The organism is Arthrobacter sp. NicSoilB11 (assembly GCF_019977375.1).
Lineage (GTDB): Bacteria > Actinomycetota > Actinomycetes > Actinomycetales > Micrococcaceae > Arthrobacter.
The window spans coordinates 2,993,897-3,016,907 of sequence record NZ_AP024657.1 but is presented as its reverse complement, the minus strand read 5'-3'; the positions used below and the strand labels follow the sequence as shown (position 1 = coordinate 3,016,907).

Sequence of the window (23,011 nt, the reverse complement as noted above, 5' to 3'; positions counted from 1 at the left end):
GGCACGGCGCTCGACACCGTTGTCATGACAGCGGGCAAGAGGTGGGAACGGACCTGCAGAACCAGCCCCAGCCGGCCTGCGGCAACGGTTGTTGGCTGCGCCGAACGCCCTTCCGGGCTACCGCAAACTTTCGGTGCGCGCCCTAGGCTTGAGGTATGCCCCCATCACGCCATCCGGCGGAACTGAGCCCGAAGAGCGAACCCCACCGGCGGCTTGCCATACGGCCTTACGCCCGCGCCGTGGCCCAGGTCTTGCGGGTCAGTTTCCGTGCATCCCCGGGCGCGGTAATCATGAAGGTGCTCGGCTCGCTGATCTCGGCCGTTCTTCCCCTGGTCACCACCTACTTTGCGTCCCTCACCACAACCGCGCTGGCCGCAGCCTACGCGGGCGACGCCGGAGCCGGACGCGTTGCGATCGTCTACGTCATTGTCACCGCGGCGCTGGGACTCTTCTGGGGCGCCTTCAACAGCGTTGACCGGTACATCCAGCAGTTGATGAGCTTCAAGGTGGGCGCCATTGTGGGCGACCAGATGTATCAGCGCTTCCTCGCCCTCGAATTCTGGCGCTATGACGACAAAGAAACCGTGGACCTCTACGACCGCGCCAAACGGTTCTCCGACTCCTATGCAAGGGTCCTGGACCGGATTGCCGCTATCTTTACGCAGCTCATCTCGGTCATCCTGGCCATCGGCGCCCTGCTGTTGGTCAGCTGGTGGATCGCCGTGATCGTCCTGGTGGCGATCGTGCCCAGCGTGTACCTGCAGTTCAAGCTGTCCAGGGAACAGATTGCGCACTGGAACACGCAGGTGGACTCACGCCGCCAACGCCGGATGATTGAAACCAACCTCCTCCGGCCGCAGCACATTGCCGAGATGCGGCTGTATGGCATTGTCGGTTTCCTCATGGACCTACGCTCCCGGCTTCGGGACGCAGACGAGCGGCGGCGCCTTGACTACCAGCGGCGCTACATCCCCAAGCAGCTGGCCGCCGATGCACTCCAGTACGGTGCGGAGGTGGTGTCGCTGATCTGGGTGGTGGGTCAGATCATTGCCCGCGCCCAGCCCGTGGGCCAGTTCCTCTATGTGCAGCAGATCGTCAGCCGCGCCCTGTCCACCGCAAACAACCTGGTGTCCTCCTTGAGCTCCATTGATGAAGACCTCGCCAACCTGAAGGACTACGAGTTGTTCATGGCAATGCCGGTTCACTCGGAGCACGCGCCGCCGTTGCTGGCAGCGCCGAAGGAAGTCGAGCTGAAGGACATCCGCTTCACGTACACCGGCAGTGACATCGAAGTGATCAGGGGCATCAGCCTGACCATCCGCCAAGGCCAGCACATTGCCATCGTGGGGGAGAACGGTGCCGGCAAGTCCACGCTGATCCGCATCCTGGCCGGCCTTTACCGTCCGGACTCCGGCCAGGTGCTGCTCGACGGCGTGGACCTCGCCGCCGTCGACGTCACCACCTGGCACCGCCACCTGGCGGTGCTGAGCCAGGAGTTCCTGAAATACGAGTTTGCCACCGCGGCGGAGAACATCTACTTCGGCGACGTTGACTCGCCGCGGGACGATGACCGCATCCGCAAGGCGGCCGCGGATGCCGAGGCGCTCGACTTCATCAATAAGCTGCCCAACGGCCTGGACAACCACGTCAGCAACTGGATGGAGGACCCGCGCGGCCGGAAGGGCAGCGGCCTTTCCGGCGGCCAGTGGCAGCGTCTTGCCATGGCCAGGAACTTCTACCGGGACGCGTCCTTCATGGTGATGGACGAGCCCACCTCCGCCATTGATGCCCTGGCCGAACACCGCATCTTCACCCGGCTCTTCGCGGACCGCAGCAGCACCATCATCGCCATCAGCCACCGGCTTGCCACCATCGAGAAAGCCGACATCGTGTACATGCTGGAGGACGGCGAAATCGTGGAGCAGGGCACGCACAAGGAACTGGTGGCCCTGCGCGGCAGGTACTTCAGGATGTTCGAATCCCAGCTGACGGTAGAGGAACCTACAGCAAACTAGGCCTCCACTATGGTGGTGCGCACCCTCGCGACACTGGGCCTGGGCGGGACGCTGCTGAAACCGAAGGTCACGGCGGGCCGGATGGGGGCCAGCGCGCCGGCGTCGGCGCCTTCCCATGAAACGACGGCGGAGGTCACGTGGTGCAGGTCCGTCACCCCGTAAAACTCTGCCCTGCCGCTGCCCGCCGTGCCGTAGGTGCGGGCACCGCGGGCTGCCAGGGCGGCCAGCGGACTGACTGCGGAGAGCCAGCGTGGATGGACTGCAAGTCGCCTGGGAACCGCCTTCAGCGCGGAACCGAGGTAGGTCCTCGCCCCGGTGACTGCCTGGATTGCCAGCGGCCCGGCGTCGACCGCCAACCCGCCGACGGACAGTCCGGCAGCAACGTCCACCATGCGCACCTCATCAAAGCTGTAGGTCGACGCTATGAAGCCGGCAACGTCGGCGGACGGCGCAAGCAGCAGGCGGTGACCTGAGGGCTCCTGCACCATGACGTCCGAGAAGGTCCCGAAAGGGGACTCCTGCCACATGCCAACCACCGCGCGCAGTCCGGATGTGGTGCCAATGCCGGCGATGTGCCCGTCGAAGATCCAGCGTCTGCCCATCAAGCCACTGTAGCCACCGGCCGGGATCAACGGGGCTGCTGGGATAACCTAGAGCAGTGACTTATGAGATCGAGATCGGCCGTGGCAAGCGTGGGCGTCGTGCCTACTCCCTGGATGACATTGCAATCGTCCCCAACCGTCGCACCCGCGACCCCAAGGACGTTTCCGTCTCCTGGCAGATCGACGCCTACCAGTTCGACATGCCGGTGATCGCGGCCCCGATGGACTCCGCCATGTCACCGGCAACGGCCATCGCGCTGGGCAAGCTGGGCGGCCTGGGCGTCCTTGACCTTGAGGGACTCTGGACCCGGTACGAGGATCCGCAGTCTGTTCTGGATGAAATCGCTGCGCTCCAGGACGAAACCAACAGCCCAGCCGTCACTGGCAGGATGCAGGAGCTGTACCGGGCGCCCATCCAGCCGGAACTCATCACGTCCCGCCTGGCCGAGATCCGCGAGGCCGGCGTCACCGTGGCCGGATCGCTCACCCCGCAGCGCACCCAGGAGCACTACAAGACGGTCGTGGCCGCAGGCGTCGACATCTTCGTCATCCGGGGCACTACCGTCTCCGCCGAGCATGTCTCCAAGAACCACGAACCGCTGAACCTGAAGCAGTTCATCTACGAACTCGACGTCCCCGTCATCGTGGGCGGGGCGGCCGGCTACACCCCGGCGCTGCACCTCATGCGGACTGGCGCGGCTGGTGTGCTGGTGGGCTTCGGGGGCGGCGCAACCACCACCACGCGGCGCGCCCTGGGCATCCACTCGCCCATGGCGTCAGCCATTTCCGACGTCGCGGCCGCCCGCCGGGACTACATGGACGAGTCCGGCGGCCGCTACGTGCACGTCATTGCCGACGGCGGCATGGGCACCTCGGGTGACATCGTCAAGGCCATCGCCATGGGCGCCGACGCCGTCATGCTGGGCAGCGCGCTGGCGCGCGCCGAAGAGGCACCCGGCAAGGGCTGGCACTGGGGCCAGGAGGCGCACCACCTGGAACTGCCGCGCGGTGACCGCGCCAACGTCGGCACCGTGGGTCCGCTGGAGGAAGTCCTCTTCGGGCCCGGCCACCACACCAACGGCACGTCCAACCTCATTGGTGCGCTGCGCCGCTCCATGGCGACCACCGGTTATTCGGACCTCAAGGAATTCCAGCGGGTCGACGTCGTCGTATCGCCCTACGCAGGGAACTGACGCGTTGGACGGGGCAGGGTGGGCGCCGCCCACCCTGCCCAAAGCACGCCGCCAGCAAGTAGTGTGGGTTTACAACCGGCACTAGAGGCACTGGAGGCGTTCAATGAAGAGTGTTCCTGCAAACGGCGGAGCCCTTGGCCCCGAAGCCAGGGAAGCATCCATCCAGCGGTTGCGCGCCACGTCCGAACCCGGCCGGGAACTGGACATCCTGATCGTCGGCGGCGGCATCGTCGGAGCGGGAGCCGCTTTGGACGCCGTGACCCGGGGGCTGAGCGTTGGCATCGTCGAGGCAAGCGACTGGGCTGCCGGTACGTCGTCACGGTCTTCGAAACTCATCCACGGCGGCCTGCGGTACCTGGAGATGCTCGACTTCGCCCTGGTCAAGGAGGCCCTGCAGGAACGCGGGCTGCTGCTCTCCGAAATCGCCCCGCACCTTGCCCGCCCGGTGCCCTTCCTGTATCCGCTCACCAAACCGTTTGTCGAGCGGCCTTACGTGGGCGCCGGCATCGCGCTCTATGACCTCATGTCCATCTCCAGCGGACACAGCCGCGGCGTGCCGTTCCACAAGCACCTGAGCAAGCGCGGCACCCTGCGCGCCGCCCCCAGCCTGAAGAATGATGCCTTCGTGGGATCCATCCGGTACTACGACGGACAGGTGGACGACGCCAAATACGTGGCAAACCTGGTGCGTACCGCTGCGTACTACGGCGCCCACGCCGTGAACCAGATGGCCGTGGTGGACTTCCTGCGCGAGGGCGAGCGGGTGGTCGGAGCCAAGGTGGAGAACCATGAGGACGGGACGCAATTCAGCATCCGGGCCAAGCAGGTCATCAACGCCACCGGAGTCTGGACGGACGAAACCCAGGCCATGGTGACCGACCGGGGCCAGTTGAAGGTCCGTGCCTCCAAGGGCATCCACCTGGTGGTTCCCCGCGACCGCTTCCAATCCACCGTGGGCCTGATCCTGCGCACGGAAAAGTCGGTGCTCTTTGTCATCCCGTGGGGACGGCACTGGATCATCGGCACCACGGACACCGACTGGCACCTGGACAAGGCCCACCCCGCGGCCTCAAGCAAGGACATCGACTACGTCCTGGAGCACGTCAACCAGGTGCTCAAGCGCCCGCTGACCAGGGAGGACGTTGAAGGGGTCTATGCCGGACTCCGGCCGCTGCTTGCCGGTGAAAACGATTCAACCGCCAAGCTGTCCCGCGAGCACGTTGTGGCACACCCTGTCCCCGGCCTGGTGGTGGTGGCCGGCGGCAAGTGGACCACCTACCGGGTCATGGCCAAGGATGCGGTGGACGAGGCCACCCGCACCATGGACGAACGGGTCCCGCCGAGCTGCACGGAAACCATCCCGCTGCTGGGCGCCAGCGGCTTCCGTGCGGCCTGGAACCGCCGGAACCGCACCGCGGAGGAATCCGGGGTCCATGTGGCACGGATCGAGCACCTGCTCAACCGGTACGGCTCCATGACGCCCGAGGTGCTGGCCATCATCGAGCAGAACAAGGAACTTGCCGAGCCCATCCCGGGAGCGGATGACTACCTGCAGGCGGAGGCCGTCTATGCCGCAACCCATGAAGGGGCCCGCCACGTGCAGGACGTCCTGACCCGGCGGACGCGCATTTCCATCGAGGCCTGGGACCGCGGCGTGTCCGCTGCCCCTGTTGTCGCTAAACTGATGGGTGACGTCCTTGGCTGGAGTGACGCGCAGCGTGAAAACGAGGTCCGCCACTACATTGCCCGCGTGGAAGCTGAACGCCTCAGCCAGCAACAGCCGGACGACGAATCCGCAGACGCCGCCCGCCTGGGCGCGGAAAACATCGTGCCCTTGCGCTGAGGGGCCGTTCGCCCTGCACTGCTGACAGAAGGGATACGCCTTGGCGGAACCACTGGACCCGTATGACGCCCACCTCACCACTGCCGACATGGTGATCCTGGAAATGGAAGCGAAGGACAAGACCGACGCCACCACCCAGTTGGCGGAACGGCTGCACGCAGCCGGGCGGATCTCGGATCTTGACGGGTTCCTGAAGAACGTCAATGCCCGCGAGCACCAGCTTGCCACGGGGCTCCCGGGCGGCATCGGGCTGCCGCATGCGCGCAGCGAGTTCGTCTCCCAGACCTCGATCGCGGTGGGGATCGCCAAGTACGGCCATGCCCTGGACTTCGGCGCCGCCGACGGTCCGGCCACGGTGATCCTGCTGATTGCCACCCCCGCCAGTTCCTTTTCGGACCACCTGGAAGTGCTGGCCACCCTGGCACGGTCGCTTTCCAAGGAATCCTTCCGCGAATCGCTGCGGCGCGCCTACGACGCCGAAGTGATCGCCGAACTCATCAACTCCAGCCTGGTGTTCTTCGACCACTAGGTCCGCCCGGACCACCAGGCCCGCGTGTCCGCCCTTTCCAGGTCCGGGAGTCCCCGGCGTTTAGTTGTTCTACAAGAGTACGAAGTACGGTTAAGACGTGTGGAAAACAGCCCTCAAGCCCCGATGGATCGCAGGCTTTGTCTTCGCGATCGCGCTCTCCGGGGTCTTCGTGCTGTTGAGCCAATGGCAGTTCGGCCGCTCCACCCAACCCGAAGTGCCCGTTAATCCGGCCACCGAACAGGTCCAGCCGCTGACAAGCACGCTCCAGCCTGGCGAGTTCTTCCACGGCAGCGTCGCGGACCAGATGGTCACTGCGCAGGGAACGTACAGTGCGGACAAACAGGTCCTGGTTCCCGGCCGGCTCCATGACGGAAAGAGCGGCTACTGGGTGGTCTCGGCCTTCGCCGTGAACGGCGCCCCCACCCTGACCGGAGCCGCCGCAACACCGCAGACCTGGATCCCCGTGGCACGCGGGTGGGTGGCTGACCCGCGGGACGCGGCAGCACCGCCGTCGGGCCCGGTTGAACTGACCGGACGGCTGCTGCCGTCCGAGGCGCCGGTGGCCGGAAAGGCGCCAAAGCCGGGGGAGGCGTCGGCGGTTTCCGTGGCCGAGCTCATCAACTACTGGGACGTGAGCAGCTACCCGGGCTTCGTCTCGGCCACCGCAGAGGTGGTGGGCGGCCAGGACGTGAGTGCCGCGGCCGTACCCGGCAACCTCTTGCCGCTGGACATCGGCCCCCAGCCGCCGGCACAGCACATCAACTGGCTCAACCTCTTCTACTCCATCGAGTGGGTCGTCTTCGCCGGCTTTGCCCTTTTCATCTGGTGGCGGCTGGTCAAGGACGACTACCACCGGGACCTCGAGGAGGCCCTCGATGACGCCGAAGGTTCCGAGCAGGACGAACCGCACGAACCGCACCAGCTTCCCCCGCACCAGCCTGACCAGCACCAGCAGCCTGACCAGTCCCAGCAGAAGGTACAGCCATGATTGATCCGAAACCGGCCACCCCGTCCCCGCAGGCTCCCGGCGGCAAGACGTCCGGCAGGAAGCGCCGCTTCGGCGGCACCGAGGCCCAGATCCGGTCGGCCCTGAAGTTCTATAAGGTCATGGCCTACCTCACCGGCACCATGCTGCTCCTGCTGTGCGCTGAACTCGTGGCGCGGTACGGCTTCGGGCAGTACCTGTTCGCCGGCGGCACCAACGCCGTGACCGGCCAGCCGTTCGGTTTCGGGTTCGCGGACGCCGAGCCGCCGGGAGTACTGAACGGCGTGAACGTCTCCGTTACGGTCCTGATCGTGCACGGCTGGATGTACGTCGTCTACCTGATCTCCAACTTCCGCTTGTGGTCCCTGATGCGCTGGCCCTTCCTGAAGCTGGTCCTGCTGGCCCTTGGCGGCGTGGTGCCGTTCCTGTCCTTCATCGTCGAGAAGAAGTTCCACGCCGAGGCGGAGGCCGAACTCGCTGCCAACCCGCAGGCCCCGCAGCGGTACTAGCCCTCCGGGCTGCCGGCCGCTGAGGTGCCTGGCCCCTCGCGGCGGCCGCCCGCCGTCGTACGTCTGCTCCGTCACAGCACGGCGTCTCAAGGTGCGCCGGTGCAACGGCGCCAAGTAGGCTATTACGGTGACTACTCCCACTGCATCCCAAACTTCCCAGAAGCCGGTGCTGGTTGTTGATTACGGTGCCCAGTACGCGCAGCTGATTGCCCGCCGCGTCCGGGAAGCGAATGTGTATTCGGAAGTGGTTCCGCATACCTACACCACCGAGCAGCTCCTGGCCAAGAATCCCGCCGCCATCATCCTGTCCGGCGGACCTTCCAGCGTCTATGCCGACGGCGCCCCGAGCGTGGGTGCCGACCTCTTCGAAGCCGGCGTCCCCGTCTTTGGCATCTGCTACGGCTTCCAGGCCATGGCCAACGCCCTGGGCGGCAAGGTGGACAAGACCGGCCTGCGGGAGTACGGATCCACCGAAACCACCATCCTCGGTGACAGCCGCTCGGTGCTTGAGGGCATGCCCCAGCACCAGAAGACCTGGATGAGCCACGGCGACTCCGTCCATGAAGCACCTGCCGGGTTCGACGTCCTGGCCACCACGGCCGGCGCCGAAGTCGCTGCCTTCGCCAACGAGGAAAAATGCCTGTACGGGGTGCAGTGGCACCCGGAGGTCAAGCACTCGGCCTACGGCCAGCAGGTGCTGGAGAACTTCCTCTTCAAGGGCGCCAAGCTCGAACCCAACTGGACCACCGGCAACATCCTCGAAGAGCAGGTGGAGCGCATCCGCCAGCAGGTGGGGGACGCACGGGTCATCTGCGGCCTCTCCGGCGGCGTTGACTCCGCAGTGGCGGCAGCCCTGGTCCAGCGTGCCGTAGGCGACCAGCTCACCTGCGTGTTCGTGGACCACGGACTCCTGCGTGAAGGCGAAGCGGAGCAGGTGGAGCGCGACTTCGTGGCCGCCACCGGCGTGAAGCTGTACGTCGCCAACGAACAGGAACGCTTCCTCTCGGCCCTGGCAGGCGTCAGCGATCCGGAAACCAAGCGCAAGATCATCGGCCGCGAGTTCATCCGCGCCTTTGAGGAAGCCGAACTTGCCATCATCGCCGAGGCAGCTGCCCACGGCGAGAAGATCAAGTTCCTGGTCCAGGGCACCCTGTACCCGGACGTCGTCGAATCCGGCGGCGGCGAAGGTGCCGCGAACATCAAGAGCCACCACAACGTGGGCGGCCTCCCCGAGGACCTGCAGTTCGAGCTCGTTGAGCCGCTGCGCGCCCTGTTCAAGGACGAGGTCCGCGCAGTGGGTGCCCAGCTGGGGCTGCCGCAGGAAATCGTTGGCCGCCAACCGTTCCCCGGCCCCGGCCTGGGCATCCGGATTGTCGGCGAAGTGACCAAGGAGCGGCTGGACCTGCTGCGCAAGGCAGACGCCATTGCACGCGCCGAACTCACGGCAGCCGGCCTGGACAACGAGGTCTGGCAGATGCCCGTCGTCCTGCTGGCGGACGTCCGCAGCGTGGGCGTCATGGGCGACGGCCGTACCTACGGCCACCCCATCGTGCTTCGCCCCGTCTCCTCCGAGGACGCCATGACGGCCGACTGGTCGCGGCTGCCCTACGATCTCCTGGCCCGGATCTCCGGCCGGATCACCAACGAGGTGGACGGCGTCAACCGGGTGGTCCTGGACGTCACCAGCAAGCCGCCGGGAACCATCGAATGGGAATAGCATCCTAAGTGGCCGGCCTCCGCCAGCGGGGGCCGGCCGCTGCTTTTCCCGGATGAATCCCGGCAATTTCCCGTGCTCCAGTGTTGCGGTCGCTCAAGTCCGGCGCCGAAGCGGCTACTCTCGAATCTATGCCGGTATGGTCCAGGACGTCACGTGCAAGCGCAGAAAAGAAGGCAGAAGTGTCAGTTGGTCAAGGCCACCCGGAAGGCTCGGAAGAGCTTCGCAAATGGCTGTCCGGGCTTAAACCCGTTACCGGCGCGGACACGATGCTGCGCTTCACCAAGACACCCGAAGGCTCCATCGACCTTACGTCGGCACACCCCTCCGGGCTCGCCCAGCTCATGGCCGGGCGCCGCACACGCCTGTCCACCCTGATCCGTGACCGGCAGCAGTATGTGGTGGCGGCCCGCGCTTCGCGCAACATCCGGTCCAAGATCTTCGAGCTCGCCAACGACCGCGGCATCGATGCCGGCTACCTGTCCGCCGGCACTGTGGTGTGGACGTCAGCCGTCGGCGGCAAACCCCAGCGGGTGTCCGCTCCGGTCATGCTGACCGCCATCTCCCTCACGGTACGGCCGGGGGAGGACGACTTCGAACTGCAGCTCACCGAGCAGGCGCACATCAACCCGGCCCTGGTGCGGCACCTGAAGAACATCCACGGGATCGTCTTTGACGTCAACGCCGTGACCCGCCTCGCCTACAGCACCGCCCGGTTCGACCCCCAGCCTGTCCTGGACCGGCTGGCCACCCTGATCCGGCCCATCCACGGCGCGGAAACCCAGCACAACCTGCTCGTTTCCACGTTCGCCGACCTCTCCGGCAACCTCGACGATCCCTGGATCAACGACTCCCATCCCCTTGTGTCCGCGCTGGCAACTGCTGCCGGCGGCGAAGTGGTGGACGTGGAGGAACCCGACCCCTCCCGCTTCCCCCACCTGGACAACAGGCACCCCAAGGACGAGCTGCTGCTGCTGGATGCGGACACTGACCAGCAGTACGTCGTGGACGCGGCCCGCGCCGGAGACTCCCTGGTGGTCAGCAGTCCGCCCGGCACCGGGCAGACCCAGACGGCCATCAACACCATCGGTGCCCTGGTGGACGCCGGCAAGACTGTCCTGGTGGTGGGCGACCGCCGCGCCAGCCTCAACGAGGTCTCCGGGCATCTGGAGTCGCTGGGGCTGGAGTCCATCCTGTTCCAGCTCTCCGGAAACGTCACGGCGCAGCAGCTGAAGGGCCAGCTGCTCCGGGCGATCGTGCGCAACGAAAAGTCACTGGAACCCCAGCTCGGGAACCTCCACAACACCCTGGTGGAACACCGGCACGCCCTCATGGACCACGTGGCGTCGCTCCACAACGTCCGCGAGCGTTGGGGCTGCTCGCCCTACCAGGCCATGCAGTCACTCGCGGAGCTCACCTCCATCCACCCCGCGCCCGCCACCACCGTCCGGCTCAAGCGCAGCGTCCTGGACAGCATCCGGGACCGCGAGGAGCTGGCCGGCAGGCTCAGGCGCGCCGCGGAACTGGGCAGCTTCAGTAAGGCGGCCACCACCAGCCCCTGGCACGGGGCCCGGCTGCTGACCCGCAAGGAAACGGAGGAAGCGCAGGACCTGGTCCGCTCCGTCGCCAAGAGCCTTCCCCTCCTCCGCGACCGCATGGACGCCGTTGCGGAGCACGCCGAAATCCGCCTGGGCGAATCATTCGCCGAGTGGGGCGAGCAGCTGGAACTGCTGGTCGCCGTCCGCGGAAGCCTGGACAAGTTCACCCCGGACATCTTTGACCGGCCCGTGACGGACCTAATTTCCGCCACCGCGCCGTCCGCCTGGCGGCGTGAGCGCGGCATCGAGCTGACTGCCATGCAGCGCTCAAGGCTGCGCCGGGTCGCCAAGGAATACGTGCGCCCGGGCGTCCACATCGCAGACCTGCACTCATCCCTGGTGCTGGTGCAGGAGCAGCGCGCCCTGTGGGCGGGCTACGCCACCACGCAGCGGCACCCCGCCGTACCTTCCGGCCTGGCCGAAATGATTGCCATGTACCGGTCCCTGGACGGCGAACTGGCACAGCTGGGTGAGGCGCTGCGGCACACGGAAGGCGGCGGCTCGCTGTCCACCGTTCCCTACGCGCGGCTGATGGAACGCCTGGAGCGCCTGGTGGCGGACACCGACACGCTCAAGACCCTGCCCGAGCGCACCCTCCTGGTCGAGAACATGCGCGAACACGGCCTGGGCGAGCTCCTGGCCGACCTCGCCGAGCGGGAAGTCCCGGAGGGATCCGTTGCCGCCGAGCTGGAGCTGGCCTGGTGGCAGTCCGCGCTTGAGGCAATGATCAGCGGTGACGACTACCTGGCCATGTCCGACGGCGACGCGCTGCGCCAGCTTGAGGCAGAGTACCGGCTGGCGGACAACGCCCACGTTGCCAGCGGCGCCGCCCGACTGCGGTGGGACCTGGCGGAACGGTGGCGCACAGCCATCGCTGCCCAGCCCCGCCAGGCCGACCTGCTGCGGAGCCTGCTCAAGGACGGCCGGGTCTCCCTGCCGGCCCTTACCGCACAGGCTCCGGACCTGATCGGCACCCTGGTTCCCGTCTGGTCTGTCAGCCCGTACCTGATGACGGGCCTGCTTCCGGCGGAACAGCACTTCGACGCCGTCGTGATCCTCGATGCGGAAGCCACCTCGCTTCAGGCTGTCCTGCCGGCAATCGCCCGTGCACGGCAGGTGATTGCCTTTGGCGACTCGCGCATTGCCACGCCGCGGACCTTCACCGTCGGGGTGGAACGGCTGGCGCCCGGCGAGTCGGCCCACCACCGGGTGGAAAGTGCCTTCACGGCATTGTCTGCCGTGCTTCCGGTGTGGCGGCTCAACGTGGTGTACCGGGCGGTGGACGAGGACCTGGTCCTTCAGCTGAGCAAGAACTTTTACGACGGCGGCCTGCGCCGGCTGCCGGAAGGCCAGTCGGCCACGGGGCTGGACCGGTCGCTGCTGGTGGAATACCTGCCGGACGGCACGGGCCTGCCCAGTGCCGGCGACGAAGGCGTGGAGTCCGTGGTGGCCGAGGTCAACCGCGTGGTGGAGCTCGTCTTCGAACACGCCCGCCTGCGCCCGCGAACGTCGCTGGCAGTGGTTACCGCAAGCCTGCGGCACGCCGCCAGGATTGGTGAATCCATCAGGCTCCAGCTGTCCAACCAGCCGGGCCTGGCCGGCTTCTTCGGCGCCGGGCCGGAATCTTTCCGGGTAGTTGACCTTGAACGCGCCCAGGGCCTGGTCCGCGACCACGTCATTTTCTCGCCCGGATTCGGGCGGACCCCGCACGGCCGCGCCCTGCACAACTTCGGGCCGCTCTCCGCGGAGGGCGGCCGGGAGAAGTTTGCCCTGGCCATGACCCGGGCGCGCCGTTCCATGCACGTGCTCACCTGCTTCCGGCCGGAGGACCTGGACCACACCAGGCTCACCCACGGGGCGGTGGATCTTTATACGCTGCTGGACCGGGAAATTTCCGGCAACACCGATCTCGGGACTCCCGCGTCCCGTGCCGCGGCCAGCGAGCAGGCGCTGGGAGCGGACCCGCTGGTAGCGGACCTGGGGGACCGGTTGCGGGCCCGGGGCGCCAGGGTCTGGCACCAGTACGACGGCGCCATCGACGTGGTTGCCGCGGCGGATCCCCTGAACACCATGGGCCAGGACGACCCCGACCTCCCGCGGCCCGTGGCCATCGAATCCGACGGCACGGCCCAGTACCGCACCATGAGCGTGCGTGAGCGCAGCAGGCTGCGGCCGCAACTGCTGGAACGCCTGGGATGGCGGTACATGCCCCTGTGGACCATCGAGGTCTTCACGGACCCCTCGTCCTGCGCGGACCGCATCGCCGGTTACCTGGGACTTGAGAAGATGGTGCTTCCGGGCCGGACCACGTCCAGCACAGGATTCCTGGACGATGACTTCAACCACGCACTTCACGGAATTGATGGGGCGCCTGCTGCCGGTGTTTCCTACCTGCCTTCCGAGGCTGTCAGCCAAGGCCGGCGCGCCCAGGGGACAAGGGAAGCGGGTGCCACGACGAGAGAAGACCGGCCTGGGAAAGACAGGCCCGAGGAAGACATGCGCCAGAACGAGAACAACACCCGGAACACGAACGACCTGAACAGGAACGACGACCTGGATAAGAACGGCGGCTCGAACAGGAACGACGACCTGGACAAGAACGGCGGCGCGAACAGGAGCGGGGCCGCAGCCGGAACTGACCGCGGTGCCGCTCCCGCGGATTCCGCAGCGCCGGTGCCTTCTCCGGGGGCGCGGCCGGCAGCGGCGGGCACCGACGAGATCCTCCCGAGCAAGGCGGCGGAAGACGACGCCCGCAGCTGGGGTGACCGGGAGGACGATCACGATACCTGGTTGAAGGAACAGAAACCGCCGCACTGGGGCTGACCAACATCATCCGGGCCACGCTTGAGGTCAGGGCGCCCCGACCAGGACGAAGAACAGCCTGCCCTGGGTGGAGGCGCCGGCCAGGCGCAGTGATTGTTCGGCGGTGGCTGCCACCACGATCAGTCCATCGGTCTCGGTGGTGCCGAGCCATTGACCCCCTTGGCCGCCGTTGTTCGAGGTCCACAGCACCGGGACGGCAGACGCCAGGACCTCAGAGGGACCCTTCTGGTCGAACCCGTTGGCTGATGTCAGCACAATGTTGACCAGCTGGCCGGGGGAGACCAGCTGGATGGATGAGGCATCCGCCATCCGCAGGGGAACCGCGGCCGAACCGGGGGGCGTCCCTGCCAGGAGCCCGGGGCCCAGCAGCTGGGCGTCGGTGAGGAGCTGGCCCTTCCGCAGCGGCGCTGCGAGCTGCTTGCCTGCGGTTGCGGATCCATCCCGGAGGAAGCCGTCGGTCACCATCCCGGGCGGCACCTGGACCTGGGCCAGGTCTGCTGCCGTTACCGTTGTTCCCGCGGGCAGATCCCGGGCAGCGGCCAGCGCCGTGACGGTGGTGAGCGGGGCGGGAGTGAGTTGCTGGACAGCGATTGCTGCAGCTGCGCACAAGAGCAGGGCCGCTACGAGGCGTCGGTTGCGGCTTAGCCAGCCGGCAAACCGCGAGTGCAGGGGACGCCGTCCGGGGTGGCGGGGGATGTTACGGGCACCTGCAGCATGGACATGGCCGGGGAACCGGAGACCGTCGCGGCGACGTCGGAAGAGTACTGGCATGCGCCCACGCTAGGTGACGCCAAAGCGGCACGGGAGCCCGGACGGCGGCTATGTGGACAAAGGCGGCCGGACGCAGGGAGCGTCCGGCCGCCGTCGTAAAGTCCTGGGCTGCTTAGCTGGCGGCAGCTGCTGCCGGCGCCGACGCGGCGGGGGTGGCAGCGGGCGTCGCTGCGGGTGTGGGGGAGACGGAGCTGCCCTTGGAATCGCGGGAATCCGTGCGGTAGAAACCCGAGCCCTTGAAGACGACACCGACGCTGTTGAACTTCTTGCGCAACGTGCCCTCGCATTCCGGGCAGGACGTCAGGCTGCTGTCCGAGAACGACTGGACAATGTCGAAGGCGTGGCCGCAATCCTTGCAGGCGTAAGCATATGTTGGCACTGGTGCTCCTCCTCTTGGGCAAACGAGAGGTCCCGTGCTGCCACCGGGTAAACCGTTAGCAGTCGCAGGGCCTGAGTGCTAATTCTATCACTGTGCCCGAATGGACGGGCTCAGGCGTTGCCCGCCAATGGCCGGTATCCGGACGGGGCCAGGACGGCCGGGACCGGTCGGTCGAACTTCTCGGCCGGTATCCGGCCGGCGGGCAGCAATTCGTCATCGTAGATAACAGCGGCCAGGGGAATTTCCTTCCCTGCCGTAGCCAGGTGCCCCAGGAATTTGTCGTAGTAGCCTCCGCCCTGCCCGATCCTGTTGCCGGCGAGGTCCACTGCGGTGGCCGGAATAAAGAGCACCGCTGCGGCACCGGCCGTTTCCGGCCCGTGACGGTGCCCCGTGGGCTCCAGGATTGGTGCATATTTGCTGCGCTCGAAGCTGGTCTCCGGCGTCCAGAACACCCAGCTCAATTCGCGGCCTTCCTCGCACACCGGAAGCAGTACCTGATGGCCGCTGCGATGCAGGGCGTTGATCAGGGGCAGGGTGGGCGGTTCGTGTCCCACGCCAAGGTACACGCAGGCTATCGAGGCGTGCTTCCCTGTGACCGTCCCCGCCCATGCTTCCCCATGGACGGCCAGGGCCGCGCCGGCAGCTTCGAGCTGCGCCGGCGTCAGCGCTGCCCGCCGCCGGCGGTGGGCGGCCCTGATGCCGTCCTTGACTGCGTTGGTCTCCTGCAGCATGGTGTCCTTCCTGCAATGCCCCGTATTGGGAGGTTCTTCCCGCACCGGCACGGGCTTGCCGCTCCGGTGGTTACTGAAATGCTTGACGCTGACGTTAGATTAGACCGGTGAACACCAGTAACCCCAGAGTCCGCAAAGCCGTCATTCCCGCCGCGGGCCTGGGCACCAGGTTCCTGCCAGCCACCAAGGCGATGCCCAAGGAAATGCTCCCCGTCGTGGACAAGCCTGCCATCCAGTATGTGGTGGAGGAAGCCGTCCACGTGGGCCTCCACGACATCCTGATGATTACGGGCCGCAACAAGCGGGCCCTGGAAGACCACTTCGACCGCGTGCCGTCCCTTGAGTCAACGCTCGAGGACAAAGGGGACACGGAGAAGCTGGCGTCCATCCAGGCGGCCAGCCAGTTGGGTGACATCCACTACGTCCGGCAGGGCGACCCCCACGGCCTGGGCCATGCGGTGCTCCGCGCAAAACAGCACGTGGGTGACGAAGCCTTCGCTGTCCTGCTGGGAGATGACCTGATTGACGCCCGCGACGAACTGCTCAGCACGATGATTGACGTCCAGGCCAAAACCGGTGGGTCCGTCGTCGCCCTGATTGAAGTGGAGCCGTCGGAGATCAGCGCCTACGGCTGTGCGGACATCCAGGACATCGACGGCGAAGACTACGTCCGCGTCAACCGGCTGGTGGAAAAGCCGTCACCCGAGGAAGCGCCCTCCAACCTGGCCCTGATCGGGCGTTATGTCCTGCACCCCGCCGTGTTCGGCGTCCTTGAACACACCGAACCGGGCCGGGGCGGGGAAATCCAGTTGACGGATGCCCTCCAGGAACTTGCCTCCGGTGATGGTGAAGGGCACGGGGTGTACGGGGTCGTGTTCCGGGGCCGGCGCTACGACACCGGCGACAAACTCAGCTACCTCAAGGCCTGCATCCAGCTCGCCATCGACAGCGACGACCTGGGCCCGGGCCTGCGGGAATGGCTGCCAGGTTTCACCTCGGACCTTTCCCGCTAGCGCCATGCGCAGTGGTCCCATCTGGCCGGTCACCCTGGAGTGCGGCGACTTGGTCCTGCGGCCCATCCGGTACCGCGACAAGAATGAATGGATGGAGGTGCGCTCGCGCAACAGTGAGTGGCTGCAGCCGTGGGAGGCCTCCAATCCGGATCCGGGCGGTGGGCTGCCCGATTACCGGCACATGGTCCGGTCGCTCAAAGTGCAGGCCGCGCAGGCCACAGCTTTGCCCTTCCTTATTACCGAGTGGAGGCCGGGCCTCAGCAGCCCCGCCATCGTGGGCCAGTTGACCGTGTCGTCAATCGTGTGGGGTTCGGCCATGATGGCAACCCTTGGCTACTGGGTTGACCAGGCACGGGCTGGACGGGGGATCGCCCCCACCTCCGTGGCGTTGGTGACGGACCACTGCTTCAGGACCCTCGGCCTGCACCGGATGGAAATCAATATCCGGCCCGAGAACGGACCCAGCCTGCGGGTGGTGGAAAAGCTGGGATTCCGGGACGAGGGGTACCGGCCCCGTTTCCTGCACATCAACGGCAAATGGGCCGACCACCGTTCCTTCGCCCTCACCGCGGAAGAAGTCCCGGAGGGCCTGCTGGGCCCCTGGCTGGCCTCGCGCCGGTCATAAATCCAACGGTTTGCCAGAGGGGGCACGACACACCGGGGCTAATGCGGCCTGAGCAGGCATGATGCTCATACGGTTTTGAGTGTGGACTTCCCCCTTAGCAGCTCAGTGATCCTCGTGGTTGCCGTCGCGCTCTGGATTGTATGGGTTGCCCCTTACGTCCTCCGGAACCGCCGGCACCAGTTCCAGCCTGCCGTCGACTTCCTGGCAGACGCCCCCGCCGATGAGGGGCCGGATCCGCACGCCGGCCTGGTCTTGAACGTCGCCGCCCAGCAGGAGAAAGCCATGGAACCCAGGAAGAGTCCGTCACCCGGTGCCGGCGCTGCCAGCACCCCCCCTCCGGCCCGGCTCCGCATCCGCTACGGCCGGACCGCGCTGGCCCTGATGGGGCTGCTCTCCCTTGTCACTGCATTCATTTCCGGGATCCTGGCTGCCTTTGGCATCGGTTCGCCTGCCCTTCCGATCCTGTGCACGGTGCTGACTCTCGGGTCGGTGGCGCTGCTGCGTATGCTCGCCGTCCGCGACCGCAAGGCAAAGGTCAATGCTGCGTTCCGCTCGGCCATGAGTGCGCCTGCACGCCGCCCGGAGACGGCCGACGCGATTCCCCCAAAACCTGAGGCCGCCCCCGCGCGGCCGGACAGCCCGCTTTTCGATGCCGAGGCAGGCCAGGCCGGGATCAAGCGGCTCACGGCAGTTGAGCTTCGTGAAGCAGCCCTCGCCGTCGCGGTGGCTGCCGGCGATACCAGTGCTGCAGAGGCGGCCCCGGCCACTCCGGCGGGAACCCCTTGGGAGCCGGTGGAAGTCCCCAAGCCCGTTTACGTGGACGCAGCCAAGGCAAAGCGCCCGGAGCCGCAGCCTCTTGAACTTCCTGAGGCGCCCAAGGCAGTTGGCAAGCCGTCCCTGAAGCAGGGCGCTGCCGGGGTGCAGGCAGCGGAGTCCGCGGAAGCACAGCAGGTGGCCGATCAGCAGTTGACCAAGGCGCAGAGCGCGCTGAGCAACCTCGACGACGTTCTTCAGCGCCGGCGCGCGTAAAGTTTGGGCGGGGCGCCTTGGGGTCCCGCGGCCGGCCGGAGCGTCAATTGGCGTTGGGCCGGGAAAATTTGTAGCCTAGGGACACCGGTTCCGCACCATCCTGGAACGCCTTGCAGGTTGCGGCCCATTCCGGGGCTATAGCTCAGTTGGTAGAGCGCTTCGTTCGCATCGAAGAGGTCAGGAGTTCGAATCTCCTTAGCTCCACCATTTGCAGGCGTGTTGCCAGAGCCAGAACACCTGGTTTGCCTTCCTTTTCAAACGCAGGTGCCCACCGCCGGGCGATTCCTGTCCGCGGGCGGACTCCGCGGATCCCTCCCTCGCTCGTCCCTTCCCGTGGCCCTGATGCAACGAGCCGCTTCCGCAGACCGGGCAAAGGGCGCCAACGTGGGCGAACTGTTGCGCGGAGGCTTTCCGGTGCCGCCGCATACGCTGGGCGGGCGCCTCACGGAAGCCGGTGTCCTGGCCGGGCCCACGGATGTCACTCACCTGCGCTTCGAGGAACTTTGCGGCAATGCCCGACGGCGGGGCGTTGCCGCCGGCGGAGAAGGAGCGGCACCGCCGGCGTGTGCTGGCCCGCGCCGCCAAACGCAGTGAGCTGGAAGGTAGGTCCGCAACCCGCACCCTCGTGAACGGGCAAACAGTGGTGGTGGACGGAACCGCGGGACGCGTTACCGTTCCCATAGGCAAAACGCCCCCGGATGCAGGCCCGATCGGATGGGTGGGGGCCTAGAGTGGGCCTCATGGGAATCATCATCGGACTTCTTGTCCTCTGGCTCATCCTGTCCATCGTCGGCTTCGTCGTGAAGGGCCTTCTCTGGCTCGCCATCATCGGCCTGGTCCTCTTCGTCGCCACCGGCGTCTGGGGCTGGCTGAAGCGCAGAACCAACGCCTGACCGTCACCGCCTGCCCGGACCGGCTGTCACCGGCCCGGGTGGGCGGTGGGCGTTAGCGGTCGAAGGACCCTGTCTTTTTCCTCCTGCCGGCGTGACCCTTGCTCCATGAGCCTCACGAAGAAGGAAGGGCACCCCCCACAGCTGGCTCCGCCGGTCGTGCGCAACTTTGCCATCAACCGTGCCCTGCACCCCGACCGCCCATGGATCCGGGCCACCCGGATCAGCGTCGGTCTTGTCGTGCTGGCCGCAATCGTGCAAAAGACCTTCGACGCCACCCTGCCCGGCAACGACGTGGATGTCCCGCAGCTGTATTCGGAATTCACTGTGCAGGGAAATCTTGTCTTCGGGCTTGTCCTGATCATTTCAGGGGTGCTGCGGCGACGCCGGCCGCCGCTGTGGTGGGACCAGATGTTCGGCGCGCTGGTCCTGTACATGGTCATGACGGGCATCATCTACATCGTGCTCGTGGCTCCGCCGGAAGAGCCGTGGTGGACATGGGATTTGTATTGGCCGCAGGTTGCCCACCACCGCCTGGCCCCGCTGGTGGCGGCGCTTGACTGGATTCTCGTCACCCGGACGGTCCGAGGTCCCTGGTGGCGGCCCCTCGCCTGGCTGGGCTATCCAGTGGCCTTCCTTGCGTTTTCGTGGATCCGGGGCGGCCTTGACGGATGGTACGTGTACGACTTCCTTGACCCAACCCTCGATGGCGGATGGGTGAGGGTGCTGGGTTCCACCGGCCAGGTTCTGGTGGCATTCCTGGTTGTTTCCCTCATGGTGCACGCGGTGGGCAATATGCGGGTGGCGCTGGCCACCGGACGGCTGCCCGCGACGGTGATCCCGCCCCGCTAGATCCAGCCCTTCCTCTTGAAGATGCCGTACATAAGGCCGCCGGCAGCCACCATGAGGAGCAGCGCCAGGGGGTAGCCGAAGGACCAATGGAGTTCGGGCATGTTGTCAAAGTTCATGCCGTAGATCCCGGCCACGAATGAGGGCGCAAACAGGATGGCCGCCCAGGACGAGATTTTCTTGACCTGTTCGTTCTGCTCGGCGCTGGCCTCGTTCTGCCGGTTGGCTGTCAGTGTCCCGTCGAGGGTCAGGGCGTTCTGCAGCAAGTCCCGGAAGGAGTCCGCCCGGGAAATCACCCGCTCAACGTGGTCTTCCACGTCACGCAGGTTATGCCGCAGCTCGCTTTCCACTTCGTACTTCTCGAAGCCGCGCTTCAACTGGTCCAGCATCTCGGGCAGGGGGTGGATGGCGCGCTGGAACTGGATGACCTCCCGGGCCAGTTCGTAAATGCGGCGGGACACGGAGGAATCGCCGCTGAACAGCTGGTCCTCGATCTCGTCAATGTCGTTTTCCAGCCCCGCCACCACCGGGGCGTAGTCATCCACCACCCGGTCCAGCAGGGCATACAGCACCGCTTCGGGACCGTGCCGCAGGAGATCAGGCCGCCCCTCCAGCCGCTGCCGCACCCTGGCAACGCCGGCCGTTTCCGCATGCCGCACCGTCACCACAAAGTTCTTGCCGGTGAACACGTGGAGTTCGCCGAATTCCACGGTTTCGTCCTCGTCCACGTACCGGGCGGGCCGCAGGACGGTGAAAAGGTTGTCGTCGTAACGCTCCAGCTTGGGCCGCTGGTGGGCCGAAACGGCATCCTCCACTGCGAGGGCATGGAGTCCGAACTCGCTGGCCACGGCCGCCATTTCCTCCGCCGTGGGCCGGTAGAGGCCGATCCATGCCATGCCGCCATGCAGGGACAGGGTCTCAAAGGTCTGCTCAAGACTGTCGGGCTCTGCATGGCGGACGCCGTTGACGTAGACGGCGTTATCGATGATGGTCATTCAGGAAATCCTAGCCGCCGGAGCTGCGGCACTGCTCAGGCCGCTGATGAGGGGCTCGGTCCGGTAGGGGATATGGGTGTGCAGGGCCAGCACGGTCTCTGTCCGGATGACACCCTTGATCCGCAGGACCTGCCGCAGGGACGACTGGAGGTTGTGGGTGTCCGTGGCCACCACCCGGCACCAGACATCGCCGCGGCCGGAGATCTCGTGGACTTCCAGGACCTGCGGGATGAGCCGCAGTGCTGCCACGACGCCGTCCAGCTCCCGGTGGGAGACCTCAATGGTCACAAAGGCCACCACGTCATAGCCCACCGCCTCCAGGTCAACCTCGCGCCCGCCCGGGCGCAGCACCCCGCTGCGCAGCAGGCGGCGAACCCGTGACTGGGCCGTGTTGCGGGCGATGCCCAGGGACTCGCCCAGCTCACCGATCTGGATGCGGGGATCCCGGATGAGGGCCAGCAGGATCTTCAGGTCCGTGGGGTCCAGTTTGTTCAAGATCGTCACTCTCCACCATTCGTGGATCCATAAGTTGATGATTTTGCTCAATTATCCCTGCAAGGTCGAAAGATATGGCGCAGCGGTACCGCATTCTTGAACCATCACAGTTGTATCCGCGCCGGGCTCCCACAAGGACCACCCGCCGCGGCGACCCCTAAGGCGGCACAATGACGGTCTTCAGCGAACTGCGCATGCGCCCGGCCACGGCCAGCGGATGGAATGCCACCACTACGGCGCGGCTGGTGATTTCCGGCGCGGTCATCTTCATGCTCCTGGTGGGCGCCAACCTTGCCACCCCGCTGTACCCCCTGCTGCAGGCCAACCTCGGGCTGTCCAGCCTCGACGTAACGGCGGCTTTCGCCAGCTACGTCCTGGCCCTGGTGGGGACGCTGCTGCTCGCCGGGCACTGGTCGGACCATATCGGCCGCCGGGCCGCCCTCCTGGTCGCTGTCCTGACCGGACTGGCGGGCGGCTGGATCTTCGCCGAAGCGGGCACGCTGGCTGCCCTGTGCGCCGGACGGGCGCTGCAGGGAATGGCGGTTGCGCTCGCCACGGGGGCCAGCGCGGCAGCCCTTCGCGAGCTGCTCCCGTCCCGGCCGGAGTGGGCATCGCGCTTTACGCTGCTGGCCTCCTCGGGGGGCGTAGCGGCGGGTCCCGTCATCGGCGGACTGCTGTCGCTGCTTCCCGGTGCAACCACGGCTCCGTACGTCGTCCATTCGCTGTTGCTGGCCGCGCTCCTTGTCCCGCTGTACCTGATCCGCGCACGCCCGGCCATCATGGTGCCGGCAGTGTCCCGCCCGCTGCACGTCCTTGCCCCGCGCCGTCCCTCCGTTTCACGGCAGGCGAGGGGCGCTTTCTGGCTGGCGTCCGGCGTCGGCTTCCTGAGCTTTGCCGTGTTTGGCTTCTCCCTGTCACTGGCCCCGGGCTACTTCGCGCAGGTCCTGGGCACGGACTCCCGGCCACTGATCGGCGTGCTGGCCGGTCTGCCGCTGGGGGCGTCAGCCCTGAGCCAGCTGGTGACCCTGCGCGGGCGCCTGGCCGTGCCTGCGGGGCTGGCCGTCCTGGGCGTCTCCGTCATCCTGCTGGGAGCCGCCGGCGCATGGCACAGCCCACTGCTGCTCGTTGGGGCTGCCGTTACCGCCGGCCTGGGGCAGGGCATGGCCTTCCGGATGGTTTTCAACGAGGTGGCGGGCAAGGTGGAGCCGGCACGCCACGCGCAGATCATCAGCACCGTGTACGTCATCACCTACCTGGGCAGCGCCGTGCCGGTCCTCGGCCTGGGCTGGGCCAGCGCCGTGTTCGGAATGGCGGCAGCGGTGCAGGGATTCGTCCTGCTGTGCGGCTCGGCGGCACTCGCCCTGTCAGCCGTCACCCTCACCGCTTCCATCAAAGCAACGAAACAGGGGTCCGTCTGAGCCGG

The 23,011-nt window shown here is 66.7% G+C and carries 20 protein-coding genes and 1 tRNA gene; 15 read left to right on the top strand and 6 right to left on the bottom strand.

All coding sequences use genetic code 11. The features are described 5' to 3' along the window. The first annotated feature begins 155 nt into the window (after window positions 1-155). A complete protein-coding gene (locus LDO14_RS13970; protein WP_223992199.1) occupies window positions 156-2,015 on the top strand; it encodes an ABC transporter ATP-binding protein in 1,860 nt (619 codons plus the stop codon). On the opposite strand, the gene LDO14_RS13965 is transcribed toward LDO14_RS13970, so the two are convergent. Continuing rightward, complete coding sequence (locus LDO14_RS13965) at window positions 2,012-2,617, bottom strand: hypothetical protein (RefSeq protein ID WP_056394244.1); 606 nt, start codon at window positions 2,615-2,617, stop codon at window positions 2,012-2,014. The genes LDO14_RS13970 and LDO14_RS13965 overlap by 4 nt on opposite strands. Before the next feature lie 56 nt (window positions 2,618-2,673). On the opposite strand from LDO14_RS13965, the gene LDO14_RS13960 reads away from it, so the two are divergent. The 7 genes from LDO14_RS13960 to LDO14_RS13930 all read left to right on the top strand — a co-directional run bounded on the left by LDO14_RS13960 (window position 2,674) and on the right by LDO14_RS13930 (window position 13,811). After that, window positions 2,674-3,810, top strand: coding sequence for a GuaB3 family IMP dehydrogenase-related protein (locus tag LDO14_RS13960; RefSeq protein ID WP_018769221.1), 1,137 nt, complete (start codon window positions 2,674-2,676; stop codon window positions 3,808-3,810). 103 nt (window positions 3,811-3,913) lie between these two features. Beyond that, window positions 3,914-5,653, top strand: coding sequence for a glycerol-3-phosphate dehydrogenase/oxidase (locus LDO14_RS13955; protein ID WP_056394166.1), 1,740 nt, complete (start codon window positions 3,914-3,916; stop codon window positions 5,651-5,653). Window positions 5,654-5,693: 40 nt separating this feature from the next. Further along, complete coding sequence (locus LDO14_RS13950) at window positions 5,694-6,182, top strand: PTS sugar transporter subunit IIA (RefSeq protein ID WP_056394163.1); 489 nt, start codon at window positions 5,694-5,696, stop codon at window positions 6,180-6,182. A gap of 97 nt (window positions 6,183-6,279) precedes the next feature. Next, entirely contained in the window at window positions 6,280-7,170 is an 891-nt protein-coding gene (locus tag LDO14_RS13945) for an SURF1 family protein (protein ID WP_223992198.1), read from the top strand. After that, on the top strand, window positions 7,167-7,676 hold the full coding sequence (locus LDO14_RS13940) for a DUF3817 domain-containing protein (RefSeq protein ID WP_018769225.1): 510 nt from the start codon (window positions 7,167-7,169) through the stop codon (window positions 7,674-7,676). The genes LDO14_RS13945 and LDO14_RS13940 overlap by 4 nt, the downstream gene beginning before the upstream one ends. Window positions 7,677-7,803: 127 nt before the next feature. Next, window positions 7,804-9,393: a glutamine-hydrolyzing GMP synthase gene (gene guaA, locus LDO14_RS13935; RefSeq protein WP_026265758.1), complete on the top strand. Its 1,590-nt coding sequence runs from the start codon at window positions 7,804-7,806 to the stop codon at window positions 9,391-9,393. Window positions 9,394-9,521: 128 nt separating this feature from the next. Beyond that, window positions 9,522-13,811, top strand: a complete 4,290-nt coding sequence (locus tag LDO14_RS13930; RefSeq protein ID WP_223992196.1) for a DUF4011 domain-containing protein — start codon at window positions 9,522-9,524, stop codon at window positions 13,809-13,811. Between the two features lie 27 nt (window positions 13,812-13,838). Here LDO14_RS13930 and LDO14_RS13925 read toward each other — a convergent pair whose 3' ends face one another. From LDO14_RS13925 to LDO14_RS13915, 3 genes are all read right to left on the bottom strand, one after another. After that, window positions 13,839-14,582, bottom strand: coding sequence for an RcpC/CpaB family pilus assembly protein (locus LDO14_RS13925; protein ID WP_223992194.1), 744 nt, complete (start codon window positions 14,580-14,582; stop codon window positions 13,839-13,841). 112 nt (window positions 14,583-14,694) lie between these two features. Next, window positions 14,695-14,961: an FmdB family zinc ribbon protein gene (locus tag LDO14_RS13920; protein WP_223992192.1), complete on the bottom strand. Its 267-nt coding sequence runs from the start codon at window positions 14,959-14,961 to the stop codon at window positions 14,695-14,697. A gap of 110 nt (window positions 14,962-15,071) precedes the next feature. Further along, entirely contained in the window at window positions 15,072-15,692 is a 621-nt protein-coding gene (locus LDO14_RS13915) for a 5-formyltetrahydrofolate cyclo-ligase (protein ID WP_134163746.1), read from the bottom strand. A gap of 107 nt (window positions 15,693-15,799) precedes the next feature. On the opposite strand from LDO14_RS13915, the gene galU reads away from it, so the two are divergent. The 6 genes from galU (at window position 15,800) to LDO14_RS13885 (ending at window position 20,101) form a co-directional block, all read left to right on the top strand. Continuing rightward, the gene (galU, locus tag LDO14_RS13910) at window positions 15,800-16,705 is read left to right on the top strand and encodes a UTP--glucose-1-phosphate uridylyltransferase GalU (protein ID WP_018769231.1); all 906 of its coding nucleotides are present in this window, start codon (window positions 15,800-15,802) and stop codon (window positions 16,703-16,705) included. A gap of 4 nt (window positions 16,706-16,709) precedes the next feature. Further along, window positions 16,710-17,330 carry a GNAT family protein gene (locus LDO14_RS13905; RefSeq protein WP_018769232.1) on the top strand — a complete coding sequence of 207 codons (621 nt, stop codon included), beginning with the start codon at window positions 16,710-16,712 and terminating at the stop codon, window positions 17,328-17,330. 105 nt (window positions 17,331-17,435) lie between these two features. Beyond that, entirely contained in the window at window positions 17,436-18,359 is a 924-nt protein-coding gene (locus LDO14_RS13900; protein WP_134163898.1) for a hypothetical protein, read from the top strand. A 131-nt stretch (window positions 18,360-18,490) separates the two neighbouring features. Then, window positions 18,491-18,566: transfer RNA gene (locus tag LDO14_RS13895), tRNA-Ala, on the top strand. A 533-nt stretch (window positions 18,567-19,099) separates the two neighbouring features. Next, window positions 19,100-19,252, top strand: coding sequence for a hypothetical protein (locus LDO14_RS13890; protein ID WP_018769235.1), 153 nt, complete (start codon window positions 19,100-19,102; stop codon window positions 19,250-19,252). A 105-nt stretch (window positions 19,253-19,357) separates the two neighbouring features. Beyond that, window positions 19,358-20,101 (top strand): Pr6Pr family membrane protein, encoded by a 744-nt coding sequence (locus LDO14_RS13885; RefSeq protein WP_223992190.1) that lies wholly within the window; start codon window positions 19,358-19,360, stop codon window positions 20,099-20,101. Here the strand turns inward: LDO14_RS13885 and corA are convergent. Next, entirely contained in the window at window positions 20,098-21,093 is a 996-nt protein-coding gene (gene corA, locus LDO14_RS13880) for a magnesium/cobalt transporter CorA (RefSeq protein WP_018769237.1), read from the bottom strand. The two genes, LDO14_RS13885 and corA, sit on opposite strands and share 4 nt — an antisense overlap. Next, window positions 21,094-21,588: an Lrp/AsnC family transcriptional regulator gene (locus LDO14_RS13875; protein WP_026265759.1), complete on the bottom strand. Its 495-nt coding sequence runs from the start codon at window positions 21,586-21,588 to the stop codon at window positions 21,094-21,096. Window positions 21,589-21,758: 170 nt separating this feature from the next. On the opposite strand from LDO14_RS13875, the gene LDO14_RS13870 reads away from it, so the two are divergent. Beyond that, window positions 21,759-23,006, top strand: coding sequence for an MFS transporter (locus tag LDO14_RS13870; protein ID WP_134163748.1), 1,248 nt, complete (start codon window positions 21,759-21,761; stop codon window positions 23,004-23,006). Window positions 23,007-23,011 lie beyond the last annotated feature (5 nt).

Bases quoted from the DNA above. Each gene is read 5' to 3' on its own strand.
- LDO14_RS13970 (WP_223992199.1), top strand. From the start codon at position 156: ATGCCCCCATCACGCCATCCGGCGGAACTGAGCCCGAAGAGCGAACCC.
- LDO14_RS13965 (WP_056394244.1), bottom strand. From the start codon at position 2,617: ATGGGCAGACGCTGGATCTTCGACGGGCACATCGCCGGCATTGGCACC.
- LDO14_RS13955 (WP_056394166.1), top strand. From the start codon at position 3,914: ATGAAGAGTGTTCCTGCAAACGGCGGAGCCCTTGGCCCCGAAGCCAGG.
- LDO14_RS13940 (WP_018769225.1), top strand. From the start codon at position 7,167: ATGATTGATCCGAAACCGGCCACCCCGTCCCCGCAGGCTCCCGGCGGC.
- LDO14_RS13930 (WP_223992196.1), top strand. From the start codon at position 9,522: ATGCCGGTATGGTCCAGGACGTCACGTGCAAGCGCAGAAAAGAAGGCA.
- LDO14_RS13925 (WP_223992194.1), bottom strand. From the start codon at position 14,582: ATGCCAGTACTCTTCCGACGTCGCCGCGACGGTCTCCGGTTCCCCGGC.
- LDO14_RS13915 (WP_134163746.1), bottom strand. From the start codon at position 15,692: ATGCTGCAGGAGACCAACGCAGTCAAGGACGGCATCAGGGCCGCCCAC.
- LDO14_RS13905 (WP_018769232.1), top strand. From the start codon at position 16,710: ATGCGCAGTGGTCCCATCTGGCCGGTCACCCTGGAGTGCGGCGACTTG.
- LDO14_RS13890 (WP_018769235.1), top strand. From the start codon at position 19,100: ATGGGAATCATCATCGGACTTCTTGTCCTCTGGCTCATCCTGTCCATC.
- LDO14_RS13885 (WP_223992190.1), top strand. From the start codon at position 19,358: ATGAGCCTCACGAAGAAGGAAGGGCACCCCCCACAGCTGGCTCCGCCG.
- corA (WP_018769237.1), bottom strand. From the start codon at position 21,093: ATGACCATCATCGATAACGCCGTCTACGTCAACGGCGTCCGCCATGCA.
- LDO14_RS13870 (WP_134163748.1), top strand. From the start codon at position 21,759: ATGACGGTCTTCAGCGAACTGCGCATGCGCCCGGCCACGGCCAGCGGA.